Origin of the sequence: Bacillus sp. F19 (genome assembly GCA_023823795.1) — a bacterium.
Taxonomy (GTDB): Bacteria; Bacillota; Bacilli; order Bacillales; family Bacillaceae; genus Bacillus_P.
On record CP085711.1, the window covers coordinates 392,000 to 414,843 of the forward strand.

The window sequence follows — 22,844 nt, forward strand, 5'->3', positions numbered from 1 at the left end:
TTGGAAGGGATTTGTAACTTTTTAATAGAATAATTATGAAGATGATCAGATAATAAATTTTTACACATAAGGAGATAAAACTATGGCAAAAAACAAATTACTAAGAATGGACAATGTCGGCATCGTTGTAGAATCCCTTGATGACGCAATCTCTTTCTTCGAGGAGATTGGCTTGAACCTCGAAGGGCGAGCCACTGTCGAAGGTGAATGGGCTGGTCGCGTAACCGGATTGGGTTCTCAGTGCGTAGAAATTGCTATGATGGTTACCCCAGATGGCCACAGCCGACTTGAACTTTCGCGATTTCTCACCCCACCTACTATATCAGACCACCGGACTGCTCCTGTAAACGCCCTCGGTTATCTACGCGTCATGTTCACCGTTGAAGACATTGACGAAATGGTATCCAGACTCACTAAGTATGGTGCTCAGCTCGTTGGCGAAGTGGTTCAGTACGAGGACTCGTATCGGCTCTGCTACATTCGTGGAACCGAAGGACTTCTAATCGGTTTGGCGGAACAACTCGGTAACAAATAAGTAAGTGACGTTTTATAAAAAGCCTTTACTGCTTTATTCAGCAATCGGGCGCGTTTATTTAGGAACGCGTCTTTTTCGTGTATTGGGCCATATTGTGAAGTAAGGAGGGAGTTTAAAGGGGACATCTCGAAATTGTAATTTATTCCATTAAAGGGCAGTTTAGTTTGAAGAAGGATATATATATAAAGAAAGACCGATTATCGGTTCGGTCTTCGACTGTTATTCTCATCTTTTTTACATTATTTTCGAATTCCAACACCTAAAACTTTTTTAGAACTTTTATCAACATATACAGCAATTGGACCGAGATCTCCGTTATCATCTGTTGCAAATTTAACTTTAAACACTGGGATATCTTTTATGTTAGTTAATTTTTCTACTTATTAACAAATTACACCTCACCAACTTTAATAATAGCAGGGAAAAAAGATATATTCTTTCCTGAAAGTAGATTAAATAAAGTTGCAAAAGAAATCATCACAAATTTAACAGCATTCAAATCCTACGATATAGGACATTTCCCTTCAGAAGAATATTTAATAAAAATTAGACTTTTTAAATGACCATTATAAATAATACCGTTATTCGATTTTGTCTATTGTTTCGATATGTGCGGAAAAGGCACCGCCGCCCATTTGCTAAATACCTGTTACATGTTAACTGGAGACTGTTCATCTGAAGTATATCTAAATAAAAAAATTGAAGAAAAGCACGCTGGGAGAGCGTGCTTTTCTTTGTTTATGCTATTTACTAACAGACTTTAGTTTAAGCATTATTCACTAGCTTTAACTTGTAATGGAGGCGGAATCAGCCAACCCTTTTCTTTATTAAGTTTTAACATTTTAGCACCAAATTGAGCTTTTGCTAAATGAAATTGACCATACATCACTCCAATATCTTCTCTTATTGATTGACCTATTACTTGACTGCAAGCAACTAGACCAGCAGCTACATCCCTAGAGACAGAAGCACTAATTTCTGGATCACTAAATCTTGCTCCAACAGGGATATCTTCTAATTTAGCAATAGGGCGTTCTGGTGGTGCAGGGGGTAAACCAATCCCATTCGCTTTAAGAAGTTCTTCTATTTGTTTATTTTCATTTTTTAAACCTTCAATTGCTTCTTCAATTAGCTTTTTTAGATCCTGATCACCAGTGTGATTAATAAAAGCCTGATAGCCTGCAATTAAGCCGTTATTTGTTAAAAGGTTAGTCCATGTACCAAAAATCTCTCCGTAATGCATTGGTTCATCTTTTGGGTTACCACTTAAAATTCCCATAACTACACTCCTTATCGTCTTTTGAAAATTCATGATTTTCTCCTTTAAAAGGATAGTGAACACAGGGAATATTATTAGATACTATATTTGAATTTATTCAAAGGTTGTTTCGACTTACGATAGCAATTTTTCTCAAATTCAATAAGTATAAAAAAATGTACAAAAGGGAGAATAACCTTGAGTATGAAAAAAAATTAAAAGGAGAATTACAATGATAAGAAAACAATTAGTAATTATTACAGCCCTTGTTCTTTCATTAGGACTTTTATTCGGTGGGAATAATGCTTCAGCAAATAATAATGACAATAATAATGATACAAACATGACAAGAAATGTTGCAGCAACAAATGATGACGATGATGATACGGATTGGGGATGGATCGGGTTAATTGGTCTGGCTGGGTTATTAGGTCTAAGGAGAAGAGACGACCGAAAAGACTAATTTAGACTTGAATTTTGATATACACTTTTTTACTTCAATAAATTCAAAACGCAAAAAGACAGCCGGCATTTAAATTGGCTGTCTTTTTGCGTTTTCTATAAAAGCTGATAACGGCTCAACAATTTCTGGAGGGTTATTAGTTAGGGCGAGTTATAAAGCTGCTTCTGACTTTTCATTCTTAATAGCACTTCCGATAATGGTTGGGGCTACAGGATTAGACCTTTTTAAAAGCTAGAATGAATTGAGTATAGGTGATTTACCTATGTTTGCAGTTGGTTTTATTACTTCTTTTGTGGTAGCTCTTATGGCAGTTGTTACTTTTGTGAAATGGATTAGTAAAATCGGTTTAATTCCCTTTGCTTTTTATCGTTTTGTTTTAGCCATTGCATTTTATATTTTCGTCTTGTACTGAATCCCTTATTCAACAATCGGGGGCTTTAATGGAGTAACATAATTATTTATGGACTGATCGGTTTTTACCGATTAGTCCATTTTTTCTCAATAAGGTTAACCCTATTGAGAAGATAGTGATTTATTAATTTTCAAGGCTTTAAATCTTCTCAAATACACTTATCAAAATTATTAAATGGCATTACCTCCATAGTGGCCCCTGAAATCCAGAATCGTTTCCATACCCCTTATAGGGTGTATAACATTCTCACCATGTTCATTCAACTCAAGCGCCATGATTTACACCACCCCCGCGGGTAGGCTTTCATCAACTTAACCTGGTACGGTAAATTCTCACGCCTTTTCGCCGAGCTTATAACACTATCTTTCTTACTAATCCAGTGCTATTCGACTAAGAGAGAACCCTTCAGGGCGTTACCCCATCATTTGATTCTTCGATATAATCCTTCAGTTCCGAAAGGAACTGTCTAGCCTTTACCTGAGTAATGTGACCACCCTCAATTTAAGCTAGAAACATTTCGCACAATTAAATAGCCCTTTAGTGGAGTAACATACTGGAGTTTTACAACATCGACAAGAACATAAAAATGAAAATTTTGTTTAAATAAATACAGGATTTTAATCAAACCTTATTCAAAATCATGATTGGTGAAAATGACATCGCCATAGAAATTAATACTTCTGGTAAAACGAAAGATGTAGGGGGCTGGTATCCTTCAGACGACATTTTGGAATTAGCATTGCACCATGGAGTAAAAGTAACCTTTGGTTCGGATGCACATGTTCCGGATCGAGTGGGGGATGAGTTTGAACTAGTTCATAAACACCTTGTGGAAATTGGTGTGACCGCTAAGTAAGATTGAACACTTTTCTGCTCGATAAGACTGAACACTCTCTTCCAGGTCAAAGCACCCGCTTTACATGGAGAGGCGTGCATGATAGGCTAGTCAGCTGTGCGAAATCCCTTGTAAGATGCGGCTTCGCAGGGACATCTTGCACGCAGAGGCTCCGTGTCAAGCGACTCTGGCGTACCTCCTATTTCCCAAAAGTGTGTTAACTGTTGATTAGCAAAAAGTGTTCAATTCTGTTAGGCGGTCACAATTGGCAATAAAGAATGGGTTTATTTTAAAGAAAAGAAGAGAATTCCGGTCAGTTTATAGAAAAAATTCATATATTTGGACCTAACATGGCTAGGTCCTTAAAGTTTGTCAATCAAAAAATATGAGTCTTTAATTCAACGCCAATATTTCCTTTAGTTGCTTTCGAAAATGGACAAACTAGATGTTTTTTTCAACTATTGCTTCGGCTTCTTTAAGTTTAATACCATAAATAGCAACTGAAACTACTAACGCTAACTTGAATCCTCTATAAACGTAAATCAATGATTATTTTATGCTTATAAGCTATTAAAGATTATTCCTAATTAAGTTCTCTTTGTCGCGATCAAGGCTACTGCTGCAGCTAAAAATCCTGCTGTAAGTTTACCGACAACTAATGGAATAACAAAGCTCTTTTCTAAGCCGGCTACAAAGCCTAAGTGACTACCAAATACAAATGCACCACTAACGGCAAACGCAGTATTCACGACTTTACCACGGTTATCCATGTCGTGCAATGTAGCAAACATAGGAATGTGATGAGCGAAGGATGCGATAAAACCACCTAATGCTTGTTGATTCATACCTAGCTTATTTCCGAGTAGTACAAAAGGCTTCTTTAATACTTTTACTAACACAAATACAAACGGAAACGCACCGGCAAGCATGATGGTTATTTTTCCAACTGTTACAAAGCCTTCTGAAAGCGGCAACATACCAGGAATAAGAACTATACCTGTTAAAGTTTCAATGATAATCGAGACAAGACCAATGATAATAACTATTTCAATCCCTTTACCAAACCATTTAAAACCACGGATCATCACGGATTGAGCGGATAACATCCCAATGCCGATCAAGACAGAAATGAGGATAGAAGGAAGCAGATTTTTCAACATCCATATCAAGTCAAATCCTGCTACGAATCCTCCCGTTAAACATCCAAATGGAATAGTCATGAGCCCAATTAAAATTCCTTTAGCAAAAAAGGGATGATCATTTTTATGAACGATGCTTAAAGCAACCGGAATGGTAAAAACAATAGTCGGCCCCATCATCGTTCCTAAAAACACCCAAGAAAATAAAGCAGCATCACTCGATTGAGCCATTTCATTTGCTAAAGAGTATCCACCCATATCAAGAGCTAAAAACGTGGATGAAAACATCGATGGATCTGCTCCAAGAAATTGGTAGACAGGGGATACAATCGGTGTTAACCATTTTGCCAATACAGGCGATAGTGAGATCATTCCAACCATTGAAAGGGCTAGTGCTCCCATGGAATGGAAGGCTTCCTTAAATTTTTGTCCGACTCCATACCGATTACCCAACAGATAATCTATTGCTCCTAGAACCATAAATCCTGTCATGATAAATATGATGATTTCATTCATATCGAATACGACCTCATTCAAAAGAAAGGTCATCTTTATAAAAATTCCTTGGATGACCTGTTCAATATTTTTATAAGATAATTAATTGCTTAGGAGAATGGGTAATGATTTCATAACCATTCTCTGTTACTACAATATCATCTTCAATCCGGCAGCCACCCCATCCTGGGATATAAATTCCTGGCTCGACGGTAACAACCATTCCAGTTTGAAGAATTTCTACACTTTTGTCAGAAAGCCGGATTGGTTCGTGAACTTCCATACCTAACCCATGACCTGTTGAATGTCCGAAACGATTTCCGAAGCCTTTTTCTGTAATATAGTCTCTCGTTAAATCGTCAATCGTTTTCGCTTTTTCACCTGATCGAATTCCTTCTGTTCCACGTTTTAGAGCTTCTAATACGATGTGATAAATGTTGCGGAACTCATCCGAGCAGCTCCCGACGGCGATTGTTCTCGTAATATCAGAGCAATAACCATTGTACAATGCACCAAAATCAAGGGTTACCATGTCACCATGCTCGATCACTTTTTCGGAAGCCACTCCATGCGGTAGGGCAGCCCTCTTTCCAGAAGCAATAATGGTATTAAAGGATGAGGAGGTTGCACCTTGCTTACGCATATAGAATTCCAGCTCATCACGGATTGCTAATTCCGTAACCCCTGGTTTAATGACATTCAAAATATAATCAAACGCCTTATCTGCGATCTTAGCTGCCGTTCTCATTAATTCTAATTCTAACGGCTCTTTGATTTCTCTAACCTTTTCAACGATATTTTCCAATTGGATCCATTGTACATTTCCATACTCTTGTAGAGTTGAGAACGTTTTTAATGTCATGGCATTTGCCTCAACAGCGACCTTTTTAAGACCTTGACGTTCGATTTCATTGGAAACTTCTTTTTCAATATTACCGTCATGGACGATAATCTTAGCGTTTTTCACTTCATTTTGAGCTTGTTCAGCATAGCGGAAGTCAGTGATAAAGGTAGCACCATTTTTTGAAATTAGCACCATACCTGCTGATCCTGTAAAACCTGTCGTATATCTACGATTTTCACTCTTTGTAATTAATTTTGCATCGACATTGTTCTCTAAAAGCTGTTTCTGTATTTTTTCGATTCGGTTCATTATCGTTCAGCTCCTACAACCATTAATTTTTTTGGAAACTTCGTTAATACTTCATACCCATTATCCGTAATGACAACATCGTCTTCAATGCGAACACCACCAAGGCCATTAAGATAAATGCCAGGTTCAATGGTGATGACCATTCCTGATTTCAATAACCCCTCATTAGCATCGTTCATAGAAGGTGCCTCATGAATATCAATTCCAAGGCCATGACCGATTCGATGTGGAAAAAAATCACCGTAGCCAGCCGCTTGAATGACGCGTCTTCCAGCGATATCAACATCACCAATTCTTGTTCCAGGTTGAGAAGCATCCACCCCAGCAAGATTGGCTTGTAAAACCGTATTGTAGATTTTATCGAGTTCGCTATTGGTATTACCATAAATGACGGTTCTTGTGATATCAGAGCAATATCCCTTATATTTCACACCTAAATCAAATAGGGCAGTATCGCCTTTTTTTAACTTATTGTCTCCTGAAGCGCCATGTGGGTTACTTGCATTTTGGCCAAACAATACAATGGGAGGGAATGACATGTCTTTAATCCCTTTTTTCTTTAATTCAAATTCAATTTTCCCTAATACTTCAAGTTCTGTGATTCCTTCTTTTAATGCTTCAATACCCACTTGTACGCCGTAATCAGCAAAAGCGGCGGCTTCACGTAATATTTCAATTTCATCAGCATCTTTTACTAGTCGCATTTCAGTTAGTATTGGATCTAGTGATGCAAACTCTACTTCACCAAAAATCTGTTGCAGACTTTCAATGTAAAAATAGGAGATTTCATATTTCTCAACAGCAAATTGTTTCATTTTGTTTCTGCTTTCGATCACGTCACGAACAAGTGCCCACGGGTGATCGGAATCTGTGTAACTTAGGATTGGATGGTTCCAGCCTGCTTCCTTTATCATTTGAACTTCCATTGCCGGTGTAATAAAAATGGGTTCGTCATTCGGGAAGACAAAAATACCTACAAACCGTTCGTGCGGATTGTAATCAAAATTCGATAAATAAAAAATATTATGGCGCGATGTGACTAAGCCACCTGGAATACTTTGTTTTTGTAAAAAGGTTTGCAATGCTTGCAATCGCTTATTCATGATCAATTCCCCTTTAATGTATGGATTAAAATAGACATGAAGTATTGATGCAAGTTATGTGCCATTTTTATAATCTTTTATTTAGGGGCTAGTTTAGGTAATGGTGTAGATGTTTTTAGACATTGTGTAGTGCTGAGTGTCAAAGTATTTAGACAGTTGGAATTTTGACAGAACAGTGGAACATCCTATAAGTGGAGTTTATTTAAAGGTAGGGAGCTTACTTACGGGTAGAGGAGCAAAACTTTCGGTAATGGAAGATAACTCGCGACTAACTGAGTATTACTTGCGTCTACCTTTGATTTCCAGCTTCTAAATCAGCCCAGGAGCTTCTTACGCTCGTCTGAACTAATTTAGGCGCATATGCTATTTGTTTTTAAAGCTCAATCTTTAATTTTTTCATTTTATTGTATAAAGTAGCTCGAGATATTCCTAGTTTTTTTGCTGCTGCTTGCTTGTTGCCATTCTCCGTTTGAATGGCTTCCATGATTTTATTTTTTTCAAAATCATTTAGGTCATCTTGCAAGGAGTCATCAAGGTATCCAGTCGATGACAATGTAGATTGTAACAGCTTTGGCGGTAAGGCTCCGACAGAGATGGTTCCTTCTCCTGACAATAACACTAATCGTTCAATAACATTTCGCAGCTCCCTCACATTTCCAGGCCAATCGTATTGTAATAGGGCGGAAGTGACCTGAGGATCTACGATTTTAATCGTTCGATGATATAACAATGAAAACTCATATATAAAAAGATGAAGGATCTCCATAACATCTTCTTTTCGTTCTCTCAAAGGGGGAATCGTAATAGATAAAATGTTAAGTCGATAATAAAGGTCTTCTCGAAAGGTATTGGCTACAACCATTGCCTCTAAATCCTTATTTGTAGCAGCAATGATTCGGCATTGGGCTTTAAGTTGCTTTGTACCACCAACCCGATAATACGTTTTATCTTGCAATACTCGGAGTAACTTCACTTGCATATCCAACGGTAAGTCACCAATTTCATCAAGAAAAAGTGTTCCTCCATGCGCCAACTCTAGTTTACCTTTTTTACCTTTTGCATCTGCACCAGAAAATGCTCCTTTTTCATAGCCGAAAAATTCACTCTCAAACAATGATGGTGTAATCGCACCACAGTTTACAGCAATAAATGGAGAGTCTGATCCACGATAATAATGAATAGCTTTTGCGAAGACTTCTTTTCCAACCCCAGTTTCACCAAGTAATAAAATGTTCGCACTCGTTTCAGACATTTTCCTTGATAATGAAACTGTTTCTTTCATCAATTGACTCGAACCTTTAATTTGTTGAAAGGAATCATGTGACAATTGCAGCCTTGAAACCTCCTTCTGCAGTTGAAGAATTTTGGAGGAAGCATTAATAAGTTCTTGATTCATTAACACTTGACTCGTAATGTCTGTTTCTGCAGCAACCGCACCTACGATCCGATCATTGATGACGATCGGACTGCTATTAATCATGACAAAAAGATCCTCACGAGGTTTATGCTGCTTATGACGAAATGATTGACCTGTTTCCATCGTAACTTTATTTAATAACATTTCTTTTGGAAAAAACTGCTCCATTTCATTTCCGATAATTTCTTCTTTAGGAATTGAAAAAATCCTCTCAGCACCAGGAGTCCAAACAACCGTTTTTCCAGCTTCATCCACAATCGAGACTGACCCATCCATAGTATCAATCATCGTTTGAAAATAAGCATGTAAATATTGATATGATTCAAATAGTTTTGTAAGTAGGGTGAGTGAATCAAGGTAGCCTATGATAGTTTCTTCCTCATTTGTGATAACTATAACATCTGCTGCTTGCAGTTGTTGAACTACTTCTTGAATAGCAACATCAATTTTTAATACAGCTGCTTTTTTCCAATCATAAATATTCTCATGATGATGAAGATACTTATGTTTACTTAACTTCCATACTGTATTTTGTTCTTGTTTAAACACATATGTAGCTTCACATTCTATTTTTAAATCCGTATCGGAAAGCACTACAAAATCCGTGTGAAGTAAATTCTCTAAAAGAGGAAGAAGATGCTTCATGATAAATTCACCACCAAATTTATTATACTAACTATTACAATATCATTTTGGAAAACAGGTGTCGATTGTATGGGGGATAATGCCGGTGGTAGAAACAATCAAGTGATGAGGAAAAATTTTCATTATCTTAATAATTTCCAAACATGTTATAATTTTCCGATAATTAACTTTTTAATGAAGATGTGGTTATATGAACAAATTATATTCAAGTCTACTTATCAGCTTTCTTACGAACCATTTTGGTGTAAACCTATTTGTTCCATCAGAATTTATTTCTTCAGTTGATGAAATCGACTTAGCTAACATCAAACTTGAACCAATTTATGTGACGAAGTAAACGAACTTGATTGGGCTGTCGCACTACAGCAGTTAACAATCGGGGGCGTGTGCGGCCGAGCTTAGGTCGTGGGTGGGATTCCCGTCGAGTAAGAACTAGCCATTCGCTCGTGTCCAGATACCCTTATTTTCAATTGGACGACTTAGTAATGGACCAATTGTACTCATTAACACAAGTTCAGAAACTGTCAATTTAGAAATAGAGTTTCTTCCAGCTATTCTTAATAAAAGCGTTCCCATGATAACAATTAGCACTGCTTTCCAAACAAAATCAAGTTGCATATAATCATCCTTTTTAACTTAATGTTTCAAAGTGAGTTACAGAATATTCATTAATATTGACAGAGTGTGTGTAGGTTTCTAAAATCATTGACAATATCTCAGGAGAATTCTCAATTTACCATAAAGGAGAAATTCGTAAAGCTATTAAAGAAGAATGCGAAGGATTAGAAATAGCTGCCGTTTGGGAAGCGTAGCATATAATCGACAGAATAATAGTTAGTTCCTCCTCCTTTGCATTTGGATAAACAATAAAAAATCATCTGCTTTAATTGTGAATAGACTTCCAATTCTATTTTTTAGAATTAACATGAAAAACCGGCCTTTTCAGGCCGATTTTTTTAGTTTTAATAACTTATAATATCCACTTGAGAACCCATTCGAATAGGTAAAAGTGAATTGTATACCAAACTGTACAAACAGTGGTGTGAGAGGTTTGGTGTGGTACTACGCCGCAGACTCAATTACTTGAAAAGCTTTCCTTTTGTTGTGCAGGGGGGCAATTAAAAATTAAGCTGCCATTATCCTAAAACTGATTTATTACATTGGACACATAAGTGCAAAACCCAAATGGAAACTTGATCGTAAAAGATCACACAACTTGAAACAAGTATTTATATTTTTTTTTGCTTTAATGTGCAACCTAGGAGTATGGAAGAGGAAGAATGGAGGAGGATAAACGTTGGAAGCAAGTGTAATGAATGTTGTTCAACATGAACTATATATGATTACTATGGTTTTTCTTTTTGGATTAATAGCCATTAAAGCAGCAGAACGTATTAAGATCCCTGATGTAGCACTGTTTATGATTGTGGGTATTATGCTGGGTCCATCAGTCTTAAACCTAATAACCGCACCTATTGATTCAGTATCTTATCAATTCATTATTGTAATAGGTTCTATTTTAATCCTTTTTGAAGGCGGAAGAGCTATTCAATTTTCCATCCTTAAAAGAGTGTGGTTAACAATCTCCCTTTTATCTATAGTAGGAGTAGTTGTAACTGCAGCAGTAGTAGCATTTAGTGCGTATTATTTATTGGATCTTCCAGTTTTGTATGCCCTTTTGCTCGCATCTGTCATTGCATCTACTGATCCTGCGACTTTAATTCCTGTTTTTAAACAAATTACCATCAGAGAAAAAGTCAGACAAACGGTAGAAAGTGAATCTGCATTTAATGATGCATCAGCTTCTATACTAACATTTACCTTACTAGGGGTGATTCTTGGAGAAACACAATTATCATTTTCCTCAAGCCTATGGAGTTTCGTACGTGAAGCAGGAGGTGGAATTTTAATTGGGACGTTTATTGGTTTCATAGGAACTATTTTGACCGCTGAACATAAGTGGGGACTATTACAAAAACACAGCTCAATTGTAAGCATGGTTGTAGCAATCAGCTCTTATTTGTTAGCAGGATCTATCGAGGCTAGTGGATTAATGGCCACATTTACAGCAGGACTTGTTTCAGGCAATCCCCAACTGTTTCGTTTTCATATTTCAAAAGAAACCAATTTAACAACCTTTCACTTTTCAGAAACAATAACTTTACTGCTTAGAACGCTCATTTTCATGTTACTTGGAACCCAAGTTGATTTTAATATCTTAAGTAAATATTGGCTTCAAGGGACACTAATTGTATTGATTTTTATGTTTGTGGCAAGGCCTCTTGCTGTACTATTATGTACTTTGCCAGATCGAAAGGCAAAATGGAGTTGGAATGAGATTGTTTTTATGTTCTGGGTTCGTGAAACAGGCGTTATTCCAGCAGCTCTTTCAGGAATGATTGTTGCTGCAGGCGTTGACTTTGCAAATGAGATTTCTTCAGTTACTTTTATTGCCATATTGGTGACTATTCTTATACAAGCCAGTACAACTCCTTATGTAGCTAAAAAGCTAGGAATTATCTTAAAGCCTCCTGTAAAGGGCTTAAGAAATCAATAAAGGATGTAGAAAATAATTTTAGTTAGGAAGATTAAAATGAAAAAAATTAAAGGGAGATTAGATCCCCCTAAAATTCTTGTATTGGGCTTTGCGAGCATTATTTTTATCGGGGCTATCCTGTTGACACTGCCCATTGCTACCGTTGATGGTAAAGGGTTATCTTTTTTAAACGCTATATTTACTACTACATCCGCCACATGTGTAACAGGACTTGTCGTGGTTGATACCGGATCTACTTTTACCAGATTTGGACAGTTGGTTATTTTATCACTCATACAAGTGGGTGGATTAGGTTTTATGACGTTTGCAACTTTTTTTGCTTTTCTTTTAGGTAAAAGAATATCTTTACAAGAGAGATTGTTACTTCGGGAGTCTTTAAATAACATATCTATGGAAGGCATTGTCAGGTTAGCAAAAAGAATTTTAATTTTTACTGCAATTATAGAAATCGTCGGAGGAATCATATTATCTTTTCGTTTTTCGTTTGATATGCCAATTGGAAAAGCAATTTATTATGGTTTCTTCCATGCGATTTCGAATTTTAACAATGCCGGGTTTGATTTAATGGGGGAGTTTAGAAGTTTGACTCCTTATGTAGAAGATCCTATTGTAACCCTTACTGTTTGTGTCCTTATTATATTAGGGGGGATAGGTTTTATTGTTTTGAATGAAATCTTTGAATACCGTAAAACGCATCGTTTTTCTTTACATACGAAGATAGTATTGGTAACTAGCTTAGTTCTTACGCTAACTGGAACTGTCTTAGTATTCTTGTTCGAATTTGGTAACAATAAAACATTACAACCTTTATCCTATTCTGGGAAAGTATTGGCATCATTTTTTCAATCTGTTACTCCGAGAACAGCTGGTTCTAATACATTGAACATTCCAGACTTAACACAACCTACCTTATTTCTGATTATTTTCCTTATGTTTGTTGGAGCTTCTCCAGGATCGACAGGCGGGGGTATTAAAACAACTACCTTTGCCACTTTATTAGGAACCGTTTGGTCACAAATTAAAGGGAAAGAAGATGTCAATTTCTTTCGTAACCGTATTGATCTTTACACGATATCTAAAGCTCTTACCGTTACCATTAGTGGATTGTTTTTAGTCGTAATCATTACCATGATGCTGTCCATTACTGAGACCGGAAAAGATTTTTTAATGATTTTATTTGAAGCTACTTCGGCATTTGGCACTGTAGGTCTGTCTATGGGACTAACCCCTGAGTTATCTCCTATTGGCCGCATTCTAATCATTTTTACTATGTTTGCAGGAAGAGTCGGACCTTTAACCATTGCTTTTGCAATCGCTATGAGACGAAAACCAGATACCTTCCGTTATCCTAAAGGGAAAATTATGATTGGTTAATACAATTTAAGGAGTGTAGGTGTTGTATGCAAAAACAACAATATGCTGTCATTGGAATGGGACGATTTGGATCAAGTATAGCTAAAAAATTGTATGATGCTGGACAAGAAGTGATGGGAATTGATGTTAATGAGAAACGTGTAGAAGACGTAGGAACAATAGTTACACATGGGGTTGTGGCAGATACGACGGAACAAGAAACACTAAAATCAATTGGAATTAGAAATTTTGATTTTGTAGTCGTCGCAATCGGTAATAATATGCAAGCTAGTATTTTAACTGTTTTACTCTTAAAGGAATTAGGAGTGAAAAAAGTAATAGCAAAAGCTTTGGATAAATACCATGGACAAGTGTTGGAAAAAGTCGGAGCAGATTGGGTTATATTCCCAGAAAAGGATATGGGGGAACGTGTTGCTCATCAACTTTTATCACCAAATGTGTTAAACTTTATAGAACTTTCAAAAGATTATAATTTAGAAGAAGTTATAATCCCCCGATCTATGACTGAAAAAAGTTTACGTGAACTTGATATACGTGCTAAATATAATTTAAGTGTCATTGCCATTGTTAGAAACGGAGAAATATTAATATCTCCCTCACCTGATCAGATCATTCATAAAGGAGATATTCTAGTGGTAATCGGGAATACAAAAAATCTTGCTGTATTTACACGTATAGAATAATAAGAGCCGCATTTTATTATTTAATCAATAAATTAAACGATTAAGCTCTTTATTGTTGTATTTGATTAATATTTTTGTTAATTTCTCACATGTAAATAAGTTTCATTTCCTTCAATTTTTAACGTAAAAGAAAACGATAGAAAGAATATATTAACATCTATAAGTCTTTTCCTTTTTTTGCGGGGCCGTATGGATATTTTTTTGGCAGCGTAATATTTATCTCAACTTTCATATCTGCTCATAGTTAGGTTTGATAGGGAAACCTCCTCAAGGAATTTTCCTTTTTTAATATAGGCTTTTTTATTGCAATAATCGGGCAATGAGGGGTATGAAGAGATTACTTTGTTCTAATTCTCACTTTTTGAATATTTTTTAGAATCAGCTGCAAAATATGCTATAGATTAGAATTATTTAAAAAGTAAAGGCGATGGATACATATGTTTCGTACTTTTGCGGTTACAAACGATTTAATACTTTTAAATGATATACCGATGAATCGTTTATCTGATTCTGAAATTAAATGGTTTTGGGTGGACTTTGATTCTCCAAATGAAGAAGAAGCACTGCTACTTAAAACACATTTTAGCTTCCACCCACTAGCGATTGAGGATTGCTTACATTATTTGCAGCGTCCAAAACTTGACTATTACGATGGATACGATTTTTTTGTTCTACACACTTTAAACCAAGGCTCACTTCCACCTAAAGAAGTAGATGTATTTGTTGGTAAAAATTTCATCGTTTCATTCCATTTATCGTCGTCAACCGAAATAGATATGGTTCGGCAAAAATTAATGGAAGACAATAATGCACTAAATAAAGGGGCACTGTACATCTTTTATTTAATAATGGATAAAATTGTCGACGAGTATTTCCCTACCATATATAAAATTGAAGATAATATTAGTGAAATTGAAACGAAAGAAGCAAATAAAAATCTAATTGAATCTGTCTTTGAAATTAGGAACCAGTTACTTGAATTACGCCGAATCATTTTTCCAATGCGTGAATTATTATACAGAATATTAAATTCGGAGAGGGTGATAATACCCAAAGAAGAACTAGTGTACTTCATGGATATTTACGACCATTTGCTGAAACTTTCCGAAATGATTGAGTCGAATCGAGAAATAACAACTGATATTCGAGACAGCTACATTTCATTAAATTCAAACAGAATGAATAAAATTATGAAGACATTAACAGTCATGACCTCCATTTTTATTCCCCTAACATTTATTGCAAGCATCTATGGTATGAATTTTGAATATATGCCAGAACTCACATGGCGTTGGGGCTATTTTGTGGTAATAGGGGTTATGTTTGTAGTCGGCTCTATCATGCTAATTGGGTTTTGGCGTAAAGGTTGGTTCAAATAAAGAACCTATAAAGCCGATGTTTTTGAAGTGACCATCGGCTTTTTTATATTTATTAAAGCTGCACGAGTTGCTAATGAGTGGTTTAAAAAAATAAACGGGAATACAATTATTATGTGGAACTTTATAAGCTGATTTATTACGGAAATGACATTATTGAACTTGTTCGGAAATTGATAGAAGCCCTCTCGATTAAGAGAAGGGCTTTTACGATTTTGCTGTCCAATGTTCAAATGATGGAATTCTTAATATCCTTTGAATAATTGTTACTAAGCAGGGATAGTATACGTTAATTTTGCACCAGATAAATCTTTGTAACATCCGAAAAAGCGGAATATACAAAAACGTTTTCGGTAAATAAGGTGAAAGGATTTATAATAGAAAGCCATGACTCAGGAGCATGCCTTTAAAGCAGCGGAATTGTGCCTGACCGCTCAGGAAATGGCCGTGCGGATAGATCCCTCATAGTGAAGTTTTTGCATACCTGAGAAGCATCTGATGGTGTTTTCAGGGCGGGGGTATTCCGAAAAAGATTCAACCTGGGACGGCTGGTGGTTTAACGATGCTGAATTAAATGAAGGCGCTTGCAAGCATCGGGCTATTCAATCTTTTTGGGCCAGCGTATATAAAAGACCTTTTAAAGGCTGGTTAACATAGAGAATTCTAGAACTTTAAAAGAAGGTTTTTTTGGAATAATAAAAAAACTTGGTTGATACACAGTTTTAAGTTTATTGTGGCGGCATCTGGTTTTGTTATAGCTTCATTAAATACATTAAAGTCATGTCGATTAGTACTACTATAAAAAAAATTGTGGCAAGCGTACTTTTTTCTGAGTAATACAACGCTGCTGCTGCCGAACCAAATATTATTAACTGAAGAAAAATTCGTACTGGAACAGAAACAGGAATAGAAGCTTTTGGAGCAATGAATGTACCCCAGATGATCGCGACAAGTATAGGAGTACCTAATCCAAACAAAATTTTTATTAGCATTTCTTTGTCAATTTGGAAGCCCCAATACATAAATGCCATAAGCGCCGATAACTCGAGGAGGAAAAAAATAGCGAGAACTGCATATTGAAAAAAGATCACAAAAAACACATCCTTTTTTTATTCACAAATAATTTATTTCCTATCATCAAAAAATCTAATAATTCCTTTTTTAAGTATCATTTAGAAATAAATCATACTAATTTTGCTTTTTCACCCTTTCCCTTGCAGTAATTTCTTCTCCATTTTTTGAATGTATTCCTCAAGCTGATCTGCAGGATGAAACACCGAGTACCCGTGGCAAACCTCTAACTTTATTGGTTTTAATTTTCTGACGATTGAACTACTTCTCACTGCCTCATTCATATTTGCAGTAAACATTGGGATTGGTTGATGAAGCTTACCCTTTTTGGAAGTAAAGAGATCGCCTGCAAGTAATACTTTATCCTTTTCATGGTAATAGACAACATGACCTGGAGAGTGCCCTGAAGTCAGATAAGGTCTTACTCCTGCAATCGAATTCAAGCTACCTTGTTCAACCTCTTGAAGCGCTTGGATTAATTGTTTAGGTACCGTTTGTTCAGCTTTTTTCCGTCTCGGATAAGGAAGATCACCTTCCATATATGGAATTTCAGTTTGGTGTGCATATACTGGTACTTTTGTGTCTGCCAAAATTGTTTTTACAGCACCAACATGATCAGAATGACCATGCGTTAATAAGATTCTTTGCAAAGGACCCGCACCCAGTTCTTTTATAAAATTCATAATTCCTTTTGCCATCATCGATATCCCAGCATCTACTAGTGTGACCCCGTCCTCATCAACAACGACCCACACATGAATAGGAATAATGATCCATGTCTTTAAGCTCCAAATATGCTCTGAAACTTTATTTACTTTCATCTGTCTCCCTCTCCTTGTTTTAACTTATATTTAAAGCCTAAAATTAGGGTTTCTACAGCAAGGTCAAAGGTCGGTGTTAATCTTTCTAATAAAACTTCAATAGGTTCGTGTAGGTATGAGTAAGTACAAAATATTCCGTTTATGTTGTAGTAAAAAATACGAGTAAACGCCAATAATTGTTCATTTTCTGGCATGGAGAGGCATTTCTGAATAGCGTGCATTAAAAGCCCAAAAATCTCCAATCGAAGCTTATTAATCTCTAGCTCAGGTTCCTCTTCATCTACTCTTGATGATTGGGTGTTGATAAAAACGGAATACATATTTCGGTTCTTTAAGCAAAAGTGAATAAATTCACGACTTATTCCCTTAAGTTTGTCTAGGGACGTTAATTCATCAATAAGTGATATTTTTTTAGTTGTTGCTGTAATTCTTGTAAGGATGGCATCGATAGCTGGTGCAGCAATGTTACCTTATCCTTAAAATATAAATAAATGGTTGTATGTGAGCAGCCCGCCTCCTTTGCGATTTCTCGCATTGTAACAGAATCATACCCTTTCTTGGAAAATAGCTTCCCAGCAGCGATTAAAATCATTTTTTTTGTTTTATCAGAACGTCGCTCTTGATTACTTACCATCATTCAAATTCACTCATCTTTTTTATTGTATTTATTACCAAAAATAACCATTGGTTATTTTTATGTCAATAAAACTTCACCAAAAACGTCAATCAAAAATTCTTTATGTATTTTTTCTTCAACAATCGGCCATATTCTAGAGTAAAAAAAGGCAATTAGGTGGTTCATCTCGAAATGTATGTTATTCCATTGATATGAATGAAACTGTCAACCCACCACACACAAATGTTTTTAAATGTTGTTTGATTCAGCAATAAACAATCGGGGGCGATTGCTTAACAAAGTGTCGCCTCTACTAATTGAAGAAAAGGGCAGGTTATTGATGATGATATAATTAAATAAATCTGGACTTATATTAAGGAGACTTTTATTGTTTTGAATGCGAAATGTATTAAATTCTATGAATTCGGTAGTCCTAAAAATGTATTAAAAGTTGAATATAAAAGCATAGAACCACCAAAAGATAATGAAGTCATTGTTAGAATGTTAGCACGACCTATAAATCCTTCTGGCTTAATACCAATTAGAGGGGCATATTCACATCGGATTTCTTTACCTAATATTCCTAGTTATGAAGGAGTAGGTATTGTAGAAGAAGTAGGTCCTTTAGTTTCTAAAAATCTTATCGGGAAACGTGTATTACCTTTACGAGGGGAAGGCACTTGGCAAGAACTTGTTAAGTCATCAGCAGAATTTACAGTTCCTATACCGGATTCTATTGATGATTTTACGGCATCACAAATGTATATCAATCCAATTACAGCGTGTAGGGCTATGTCCACATGTGCTTCGACAGACGAAAAACTCTATTAACTCTTGGTGGGGTACAGCAAATTTATCGTTAAGTCTCTTTAAATAAATTTTACGTTAATCCTAGGATTTTTTTCTCTTTTCAATGAAAATAACGAACCGCATCGGCTGTTTTCTGGGAATAAGGGACTGTGATAATCACCCTTTCCTCGTTGAGATAATCTAATCATCATGCATCCAAAAATATATTCTGAAACTTTAGGACTGATTTCTTAACTTTACAAGATCATTAAAAAGCTTTCATCAAGAGCGACTTCCCATCTTACAGGAACGTCATGGGACTTCATTCCACCGCCATTAAGCGGGTCAGGGGCCAATCGGGTCCATAGTACGATTCCGTCCGAGGTTTAAAATAATTGAATACTTTCTTTTAAGAAGGAGTAGCACTCTTTTTATTGAATTAAAGAATGGGGGTTACGAACAAGGAATCAAAGCAATTACCAGAGAATAGTAAGTCACTAAGAATAAATATTATGGATGTATTTGTAAAAAGTTGAAAGGAGGATGGTTATGGTATATATTGCTCTTCTTCGGGGGATTAATGTGGGTGGAAAAAATAAAATTGACATGAAGTTGCTTAAAAAAACGTTTGAGCAAGTCGGGATGAATGATGTGGTGACATACATCAATACAGGTAATATTATTTTTTCATACAATAGCCTATCAAAAACTGAACTATCAAGTATTTTGGAAGAAGCGATACATAATGATTTCGGATTACAAATTAAAGTAGTAGTTCGTAGTGTCGATGATGTCAGAAGAATAATTAATGGTATTCCTGACACATGGAAAAATGACAAAGACTTGACAAGTGATGTCATGTTTTTATGGGATGATATTGATGATGAAACTGTACTTGAGAATCTGGTCATTAAACCAAATATTGACACGGTGAAATATGTCCCCGGCGCGATCCTATGGTCGGTTGACAAGAAAAATATAACCAAAAGTGGAAAGTCAAAGATCATTGGATCAAAGATATACAAACAAGTTACGGTAAGAAATGTCAACACCGCTCGTAAGATATATGAACTGATGAAAGCTCAAAATAGTTAGTTTTTCCGATGATAATTATACAAAGATTTTTATCGTTTTGATCGGAATGAGAGGACTTCAATAGGATTTGAATAATTATCTTCCACAATCGGGCGCGATTGTTCAAGTCGAACGGTTAAAATCCTTAACGTTAATTCTCATTCTCCTCTGACGAATTATATATAGTATTATTATTGTTGTAACATATGTTAAAATATATATTAACATATGTTACAATTAGGAATATTTTTGAAAGTAATATTTTGAGATAATAGAAAACTCTAACCAATTTATTGGTTAGAGTTTTATTAATGTTTCTTTTTCTTTAAGCCAGTTAAGCATTTTCTGGTCATTATTTTTATTCTGTCGCTTATTCTCTTTTCTGATATATCGAGAGAGGGTAGAATGAGAAATGCCTATATCCGTGGCAGTCTGACGAATACTAACATTCAAAGTATCTATCATTTTTTTCATCGCCTCTGGGGAAAGGGTAATTTCTTTATCTTTATCGATGTTATCATCATTGAATTTGAATGCTTGCTGAATAGGTTCGCGATCTGATTTGTTCAGCGAAAATTCTATGTCTACAGCAGCTGCTGTTTCATTTTGTGCAAGTTCTGAGAAGTGAGAAAAAGAAAGTTCAGCTGAATTAGCTGTCGCATTTTCATGATTCATTTGATACATGCTATTCATAATTTTTTCCTCTATACTATAGCTCGTATCAGTCAAAAGGTTTTTTTGGTTTTCTTGTATCACGATTTCAGTCGGCAAAAGCAGCACGCTTAACTTGGTCCAATAGTTTTTAAGCCATCCCTTTTTGCCAACTTTCTCTTCCTGAATCTCTTCAGTGTATCCCCAGCTTTTAATAACATCATCTTTTTGAAGCTCATCTAATACTGTTTCAAATTTATCCCTTACTTGAACACCATTGTAACGCGATGAAATATCCATTACTTTAAGCAAAGTAGCAACTTTAAATGGCTGCTGGAGCGAACGTTTAATCGTTCGGATTTTCCACTGCAGGTTTAAATACCTTGTTAATCGCTTTTGTTCCCTCTGTGTATAATGGCTGTATTGAAATACCTTAAGGTCCAATAAGCCGATAGATCGGTTAGGTCCAACAAGGTAAGGAGTAAGAATAGAAGTTGGTTTAACCTGAACCGCATAGATACCTTTAGCTTCGCCAGACTTTTTATCATAGGCTACTCTGATTTTTCCGATTTCAAACATTCTTTGGAAATCTTTAAAGTTATAGAGTTCGTTTTCCTTCATTTCCTGAGTATTTAACACTTTTACCTTTTGATCCCCAAGAGAAATCCAAATACTTGAAAGTGCGGCTACTCGTTTCATGATATTAAACCGATCCTCTTCGCGGAAGTCTATCTCTCGGCCGTTAGAAGTTCGTTTTTTCAAGTTCCTTAGTCGCAAGGCATCATTGCTGTGAAACTCAACGTAGCCGTCATTGCTTTTTGGTGTCACCATCCATAAATATGTAATAAGGTCAAAAAGGTCAGCCGTCATTTCATCTAATGAGTTTATCGTTGATCCAATCATTTCAAGCCACATGGCCTGCTGATCTGAAGTTACTTCAGTAATATGTGATTCATAGGGTCTAAGTTCTGCCAGCCCTTTTACTTTTCCGCGGTTGTCTATGATCTCAGTTGCCAAGTGGCCAGTCTCACTTTCTTTAAACTCTTTTTTCTTGGTAACGATGTCTCTCATTAAATGATAGTCCATATCCATGCTTCCATATATATAATCGCGGTTTAACGCTTCATCAATTTTTTCTTCGTTCACACTGCGTTTTATTTCATCATTAGGATATTCATTTATGAAATGGCCAGCTAATAGTAACTTGATGGTATCTTTATATTTAGCCACCGCATCTTTAATCATCTTCTTTGTTATATGTTTTTCAGAATACAATGTTTGAGTAAATAGGAAGAATAATGCTCGGAAGCTGGGCCTCATCTTTTCACAGGGAGATTGCCTCCTAAACTCTTCATCACTCATTTTATAGGCTTCCATTTTCCAATCTTCCAAAATATATGGACGATCTTCAAATAAGTACTTTGATTCTTCGAATATAACAATCTTTAATAATTCATAGTTCAGGATTAAACGGTCTGATATGTCTTCATAATTCATTAAAAGAATCATCCTTTCTCTTAAATGCTGTAAGACTAAAAGTATAAGTTAAGAAAACCTCGATAAAATGCACCAGTTAAATTTTTATGTATACATACTTTGTTTAATAAATAATAAAACGAGTCGAATCAGTATAAGTAACCCGATCACTTTAAGGAAATGCACCACTTGATTAGTATTATAACAAGGAAAAATTCGTTTTTGTATATAAAATGCACCAAATACCATACAGGTTCCGAAAAGTAAGGAGAGAAATGCACCAATACTATTAATTTATTACCGTAAGTTTTAGAAAACCACAATTTTTCGTAATGGCATTCGTAAAAGAAATGCACCAGGTACCATACAAGTTCCGCCATTGTGCAAAACAAACCTAAAGATTTATTGGGTAATCGGTGATGACTCTAAAGATTACATGTTGTATACATTCAAAAAATGCACCAATGGCCTTTTTAGTGCGTTTAACAGGCAATTACTGTTCAGATAGCACCAATGAGGATTTGGTTAATTCGCCTTTAGAAATGGTCCAAATTGAAGATTTGAGCGGAACCTGTGTACAAAAATTCGTATATTATGCACCAATCTTTAAGCAGTTCCGTTAGTTTGAGCGGAACCTGTATAGCAAAAAAAACCTATAAATAAGCCTTTACCTTAAATACCTGAGAAAAATCTATTTAAGGTGGTGAAAAAAGTGGCGTCTTTTAAGGATTTTAGGGCGGAACCTGTATAGAAATAATGCACCACCTTCTGTGTAATGTGAGCGGAACTTGTATAGAATTATCTTACTCAAATTTCTCCTAATTGATTGATAGAGTAAGCTTTTCTATCTCTTCTTTTCAAAGATGATATATATATAATTGGTGCATTTGATGTGAAATTG

The 22,844-nt window shown here is 35.7% G+C and carries 19 protein-coding genes and 3 pseudogenes; 11 read left to right on the plus strand and 11 right to left on the minus strand.

Features of this window, described 5'->3' with window-relative positions:
• Window positions 1-82: 82 nt before the first annotated feature.
• Window positions 83-535: a VOC family protein gene (locus LIT25_27590; GenBank protein USK36521.1), complete on the plus strand. Its 453-nt coding sequence runs from the start codon at window positions 83-85 to the stop codon at window positions 533-535.
• Window positions 536-1,307: 772 nt separating this feature from the next.
• Here the strand turns inward: LIT25_27590 and LIT25_27595 are convergent.
• Entirely contained in the window at window positions 1,308-1,814 is a 507-nt protein-coding gene (locus tag LIT25_27595; GenBank protein ID USK36522.1) for a DUF3231 family protein, read from the minus strand.
• Window positions 1,815-2,028: 214 nt separating this feature from the next.
• Between LIT25_27595 and LIT25_27600 the strand changes: the two genes are divergently transcribed.
• The 3 genes and pseudogenes from LIT25_27600 to LIT25_27610 all read left to right on the plus strand — a co-directional run bounded on the left by LIT25_27600 (window position 2,029) and on the right by LIT25_27610 (window position 3,524).
• Complete coding sequence (locus LIT25_27600) at window positions 2,029-2,256, plus strand: WGxxGxxG-CTERM domain-containing protein (GenBank protein USK36791.1); 228 nt, start codon at window positions 2,029-2,031, stop codon at window positions 2,254-2,256.
• Window positions 2,257-2,368: 112 nt separating this feature from the next.
• A pseudogene (locus LIT25_27605) lies at window positions 2,369-2,668 on the plus strand (undecaprenyl-diphosphatase).
• Between the two features lie 640 nt (window positions 2,669-3,308).
• Window positions 3,309-3,524: pseudogene (locus LIT25_27610) on the plus strand (phosphoesterase).
• A gap of 566 nt (window positions 3,525-4,090) precedes the next feature.
• On the opposite strand, the gene eutH reads toward LIT25_27610, so the two are convergent.
• From eutH to LIT25_27630, 4 genes are all read right to left on the minus strand, one after another.
• Window positions 4,091-5,158 carry an ethanolamine utilization protein EutH gene (gene eutH / locus LIT25_27615; GenBank protein USK36523.1) on the minus strand — a complete coding sequence of 356 codons (1,068 nt, stop codon included), beginning with the start codon at window positions 5,156-5,158 and terminating at the stop codon, window positions 4,091-4,093.
• Window positions 5,159-5,228: 70 nt separating this feature from the next.
• Window positions 5,229-6,290 (minus strand): Xaa-Pro peptidase family protein, encoded by a 1,062-nt coding sequence (locus LIT25_27620; protein ID USK36524.1) that lies wholly within the window; start codon window positions 6,288-6,290, stop codon window positions 5,229-5,231.
• Window positions 6,290-7,393, minus strand: coding sequence for a Xaa-Pro peptidase family protein (locus LIT25_27625; protein ID USK36525.1), 1,104 nt, complete (start codon window positions 7,391-7,393; stop codon window positions 6,290-6,292). The genes LIT25_27620 and LIT25_27625 overlap by 1 nt, the downstream gene beginning before the upstream one ends.
• A gap of 373 nt (window positions 7,394-7,766) precedes the next feature.
• A complete protein-coding gene (locus tag LIT25_27630; protein ID USK36526.1) occupies window positions 7,767-9,455 on the minus strand; it encodes a sigma 54-interacting transcriptional regulator in 1,689 nt (562 codons plus the stop codon).
• A 190-nt stretch (window positions 9,456-9,645) separates the two neighbouring features.
• On the opposite strand from LIT25_27630, the gene LIT25_27635 reads away from it, so the two are divergent.
• Window positions 9,646-9,792 (plus strand): hypothetical protein, encoded by a 147-nt coding sequence (locus LIT25_27635; GenBank protein USK36527.1) that lies wholly within the window; start codon window positions 9,646-9,648, stop codon window positions 9,790-9,792.
• A 95-nt stretch (window positions 9,793-9,887) separates the two neighbouring features.
• Here the strand turns inward: LIT25_27635 and LIT25_27640 are convergent, their stop codons facing one another.
• A complete protein-coding gene (locus LIT25_27640) occupies window positions 9,888-10,073 on the minus strand; it encodes a hypothetical protein (protein ID USK36528.1) in 186 nt (61 codons plus the stop codon).
• 679 nt (window positions 10,074-10,752) lie between these two features.
• Here LIT25_27640 and LIT25_27645 point away from each other — a divergent pair.
• From LIT25_27645 to corA, 4 genes are all read left to right on the plus strand, one after another.
• Window positions 10,753-12,012, plus strand: a complete 1,260-nt coding sequence (locus LIT25_27645; protein ID USK36529.1) for a cation:proton antiporter — start codon at window positions 10,753-10,755, stop codon at window positions 12,010-12,012.
• Between the two features lie 36 nt (window positions 12,013-12,048).
• Window positions 12,049-13,386 carry a TrkH family potassium uptake protein gene (locus LIT25_27650; GenBank protein USK36530.1) on the plus strand — a complete coding sequence of 446 codons (1,338 nt, stop codon included), beginning with the start codon at window positions 12,049-12,051 and terminating at the stop codon, window positions 13,384-13,386.
• A gap of 26 nt (window positions 13,387-13,412) precedes the next feature.
• Entirely contained in the window at window positions 13,413-14,069 is a 657-nt protein-coding gene (locus LIT25_27655) for a TrkA family potassium uptake protein (protein USK36531.1), read from the plus strand.
• A 437-nt stretch (window positions 14,070-14,506) separates the two neighbouring features.
• The gene (corA, locus tag LIT25_27660) at window positions 14,507-15,448 is read left to right on the plus strand and encodes a magnesium/cobalt transporter CorA (protein USK36532.1); all 942 of its coding nucleotides are present in this window, start codon (window positions 14,507-14,509) and stop codon (window positions 15,446-15,448) included.
• A 749-nt stretch (window positions 15,449-16,197) separates the two neighbouring features.
• On the opposite strand, the gene LIT25_27665 is transcribed toward corA, so the two are convergent.
• The 4 genes from LIT25_27665 to LIT25_27680 form a co-directional block, all read right to left on the minus strand.
• Entirely contained in the window at window positions 16,198-16,536 is a 339-nt protein-coding gene (locus LIT25_27665; protein ID USK36533.1) for a YrdB family protein, read from the minus strand.
• Between the two features lie 111 nt (window positions 16,537-16,647).
• Entirely contained in the window at window positions 16,648-17,337 is a 690-nt protein-coding gene (locus LIT25_27670) for an MBL fold metallo-hydrolase (protein USK36534.1), read from the minus strand.
• Window positions 17,334-17,657 (minus strand): hypothetical protein, encoded by a 324-nt coding sequence (locus tag LIT25_27675; GenBank protein ID USK36535.1) that lies wholly within the window; start codon window positions 17,655-17,657, stop codon window positions 17,334-17,336. Before LIT25_27675 ends, LIT25_27670 begins: the two co-directional genes overlap by 4 nt.
• A 65-nt stretch (window positions 17,658-17,722) precedes the next feature.
• Window positions 17,723-17,974 carry a TetR/AcrR family transcriptional regulator gene (locus LIT25_27680; GenBank protein USK36536.1) on the minus strand — a complete coding sequence of 84 codons (252 nt, stop codon included), beginning with the start codon at window positions 17,972-17,974 and terminating at the stop codon, window positions 17,723-17,725.
• A 372-nt stretch (window positions 17,975-18,346) separates the two neighbouring features.
• Between LIT25_27680 and LIT25_27685 the strand changes: the two are divergent.
• Both LIT25_27685 and LIT25_27690 read left to right on the plus strand, forming a co-directional pair.
• Window positions 18,347-18,736 (plus strand): annotated as a pseudogene (locus LIT25_27685) (alcohol dehydrogenase catalytic domain-containing protein).
• Window positions 18,737-19,291: 555 nt separating this feature from the next.
• Entirely contained in the window at window positions 19,292-19,837 is a 546-nt protein-coding gene (locus LIT25_27690) for a DUF1697 domain-containing protein (protein ID USK36537.1), read from the plus strand.
• Between the two features lie 276 nt (window positions 19,838-20,113).
• Here the strand turns inward: LIT25_27690 and LIT25_27695 are convergent, their stop codons facing one another.
• Window positions 20,114-21,964: a hypothetical protein gene (locus tag LIT25_27695; protein USK36538.1), complete on the minus strand. Its 1,851-nt coding sequence runs from the start codon at window positions 21,962-21,964 to the stop codon at window positions 20,114-20,116.
• Window positions 21,965-22,844: the final 880 nt, after the last annotated feature.

Coding starts and splice junctions, on each gene's coding strand:
- LIT25_27590 (USK36521.1), top strand. CDS start 83: ATGGCAAAAAACAAATTACTAAGAATGGACAATGTCGGCATCGTTGTA.
- LIT25_27595 (USK36522.1), bottom strand. CDS start 1,814: ATGGGAATTTTAAGTGGTAACCCAAAAGATGAACCAATGCATTACGGA.
- eutH (USK36523.1), bottom strand. CDS start 5,158: ATGAATGAAATCATCATATTTATCATGACAGGATTTATGGTTCTAGGA.
- LIT25_27620 (USK36524.1), bottom strand. CDS start 6,290: ATGAACCGAATCGAAAAAATACAGAAACAGCTTTTAGAGAACAATGTC.
- LIT25_27625 (USK36525.1), bottom strand. CDS start 7,393: ATGAATAAGCGATTGCAAGCATTGCAAACCTTTTTACAAAAACAAAGT.
- LIT25_27630 (USK36526.1), bottom strand. CDS start 9,455: ATGAAGCATCTTCTTCCTCTTTTAGAGAATTTACTTCACACGGATTTT.
- LIT25_27635 (USK36527.1), top strand. CDS start 9,646: ATGAACAAATTATATTCAAGTCTACTTATCAGCTTTCTTACGAACCAT.
- LIT25_27640 (USK36528.1), bottom strand. CDS start 10,073: ATGCAACTTGATTTTGTTTGGAAAGCAGTGCTAATTGTTATCATGGGA.
- LIT25_27650 (USK36530.1), top strand. CDS start 12,049: ATGAAAAAAATTAAAGGGAGATTAGATCCCCCTAAAATTCTTGTATTG.
- LIT25_27655 (USK36531.1), top strand. CDS start 13,413: ATGCAAAAACAACAATATGCTGTCATTGGAATGGGACGATTTGGATCA.
- corA (USK36532.1), top strand. CDS start 14,507: ATGTTTCGTACTTTTGCGGTTACAAACGATTTAATACTTTTAAATGAT.
- LIT25_27670 (USK36534.1), bottom strand. CDS start 17,337: ATGAAAGTAAATAAAGTTTCAGAGCATATTTGGAGCTTAAAGACATGG.
- LIT25_27675 (USK36535.1), bottom strand. CDS start 17,657: ATGTATTCCGTTTTTATCAACACCCAATCATCAAGAGTAGATGAAGAG.
- LIT25_27680 (USK36536.1), bottom strand. CDS start 17,974: ATGATGGTAAGTAATCAAGAGCGACGTTCTGATAAAACAAAAAAAATG.
- LIT25_27690 (USK36537.1), top strand. CDS start 19,292: ATGGTATATATTGCTCTTCTTCGGGGGATTAATGTGGGTGGAAAAAAT.
- LIT25_27695 (USK36538.1), bottom strand. CDS start 21,964: ATGAATTATGAAGACATATCAGACCGTTTAATCCTGAACTATGAATTA.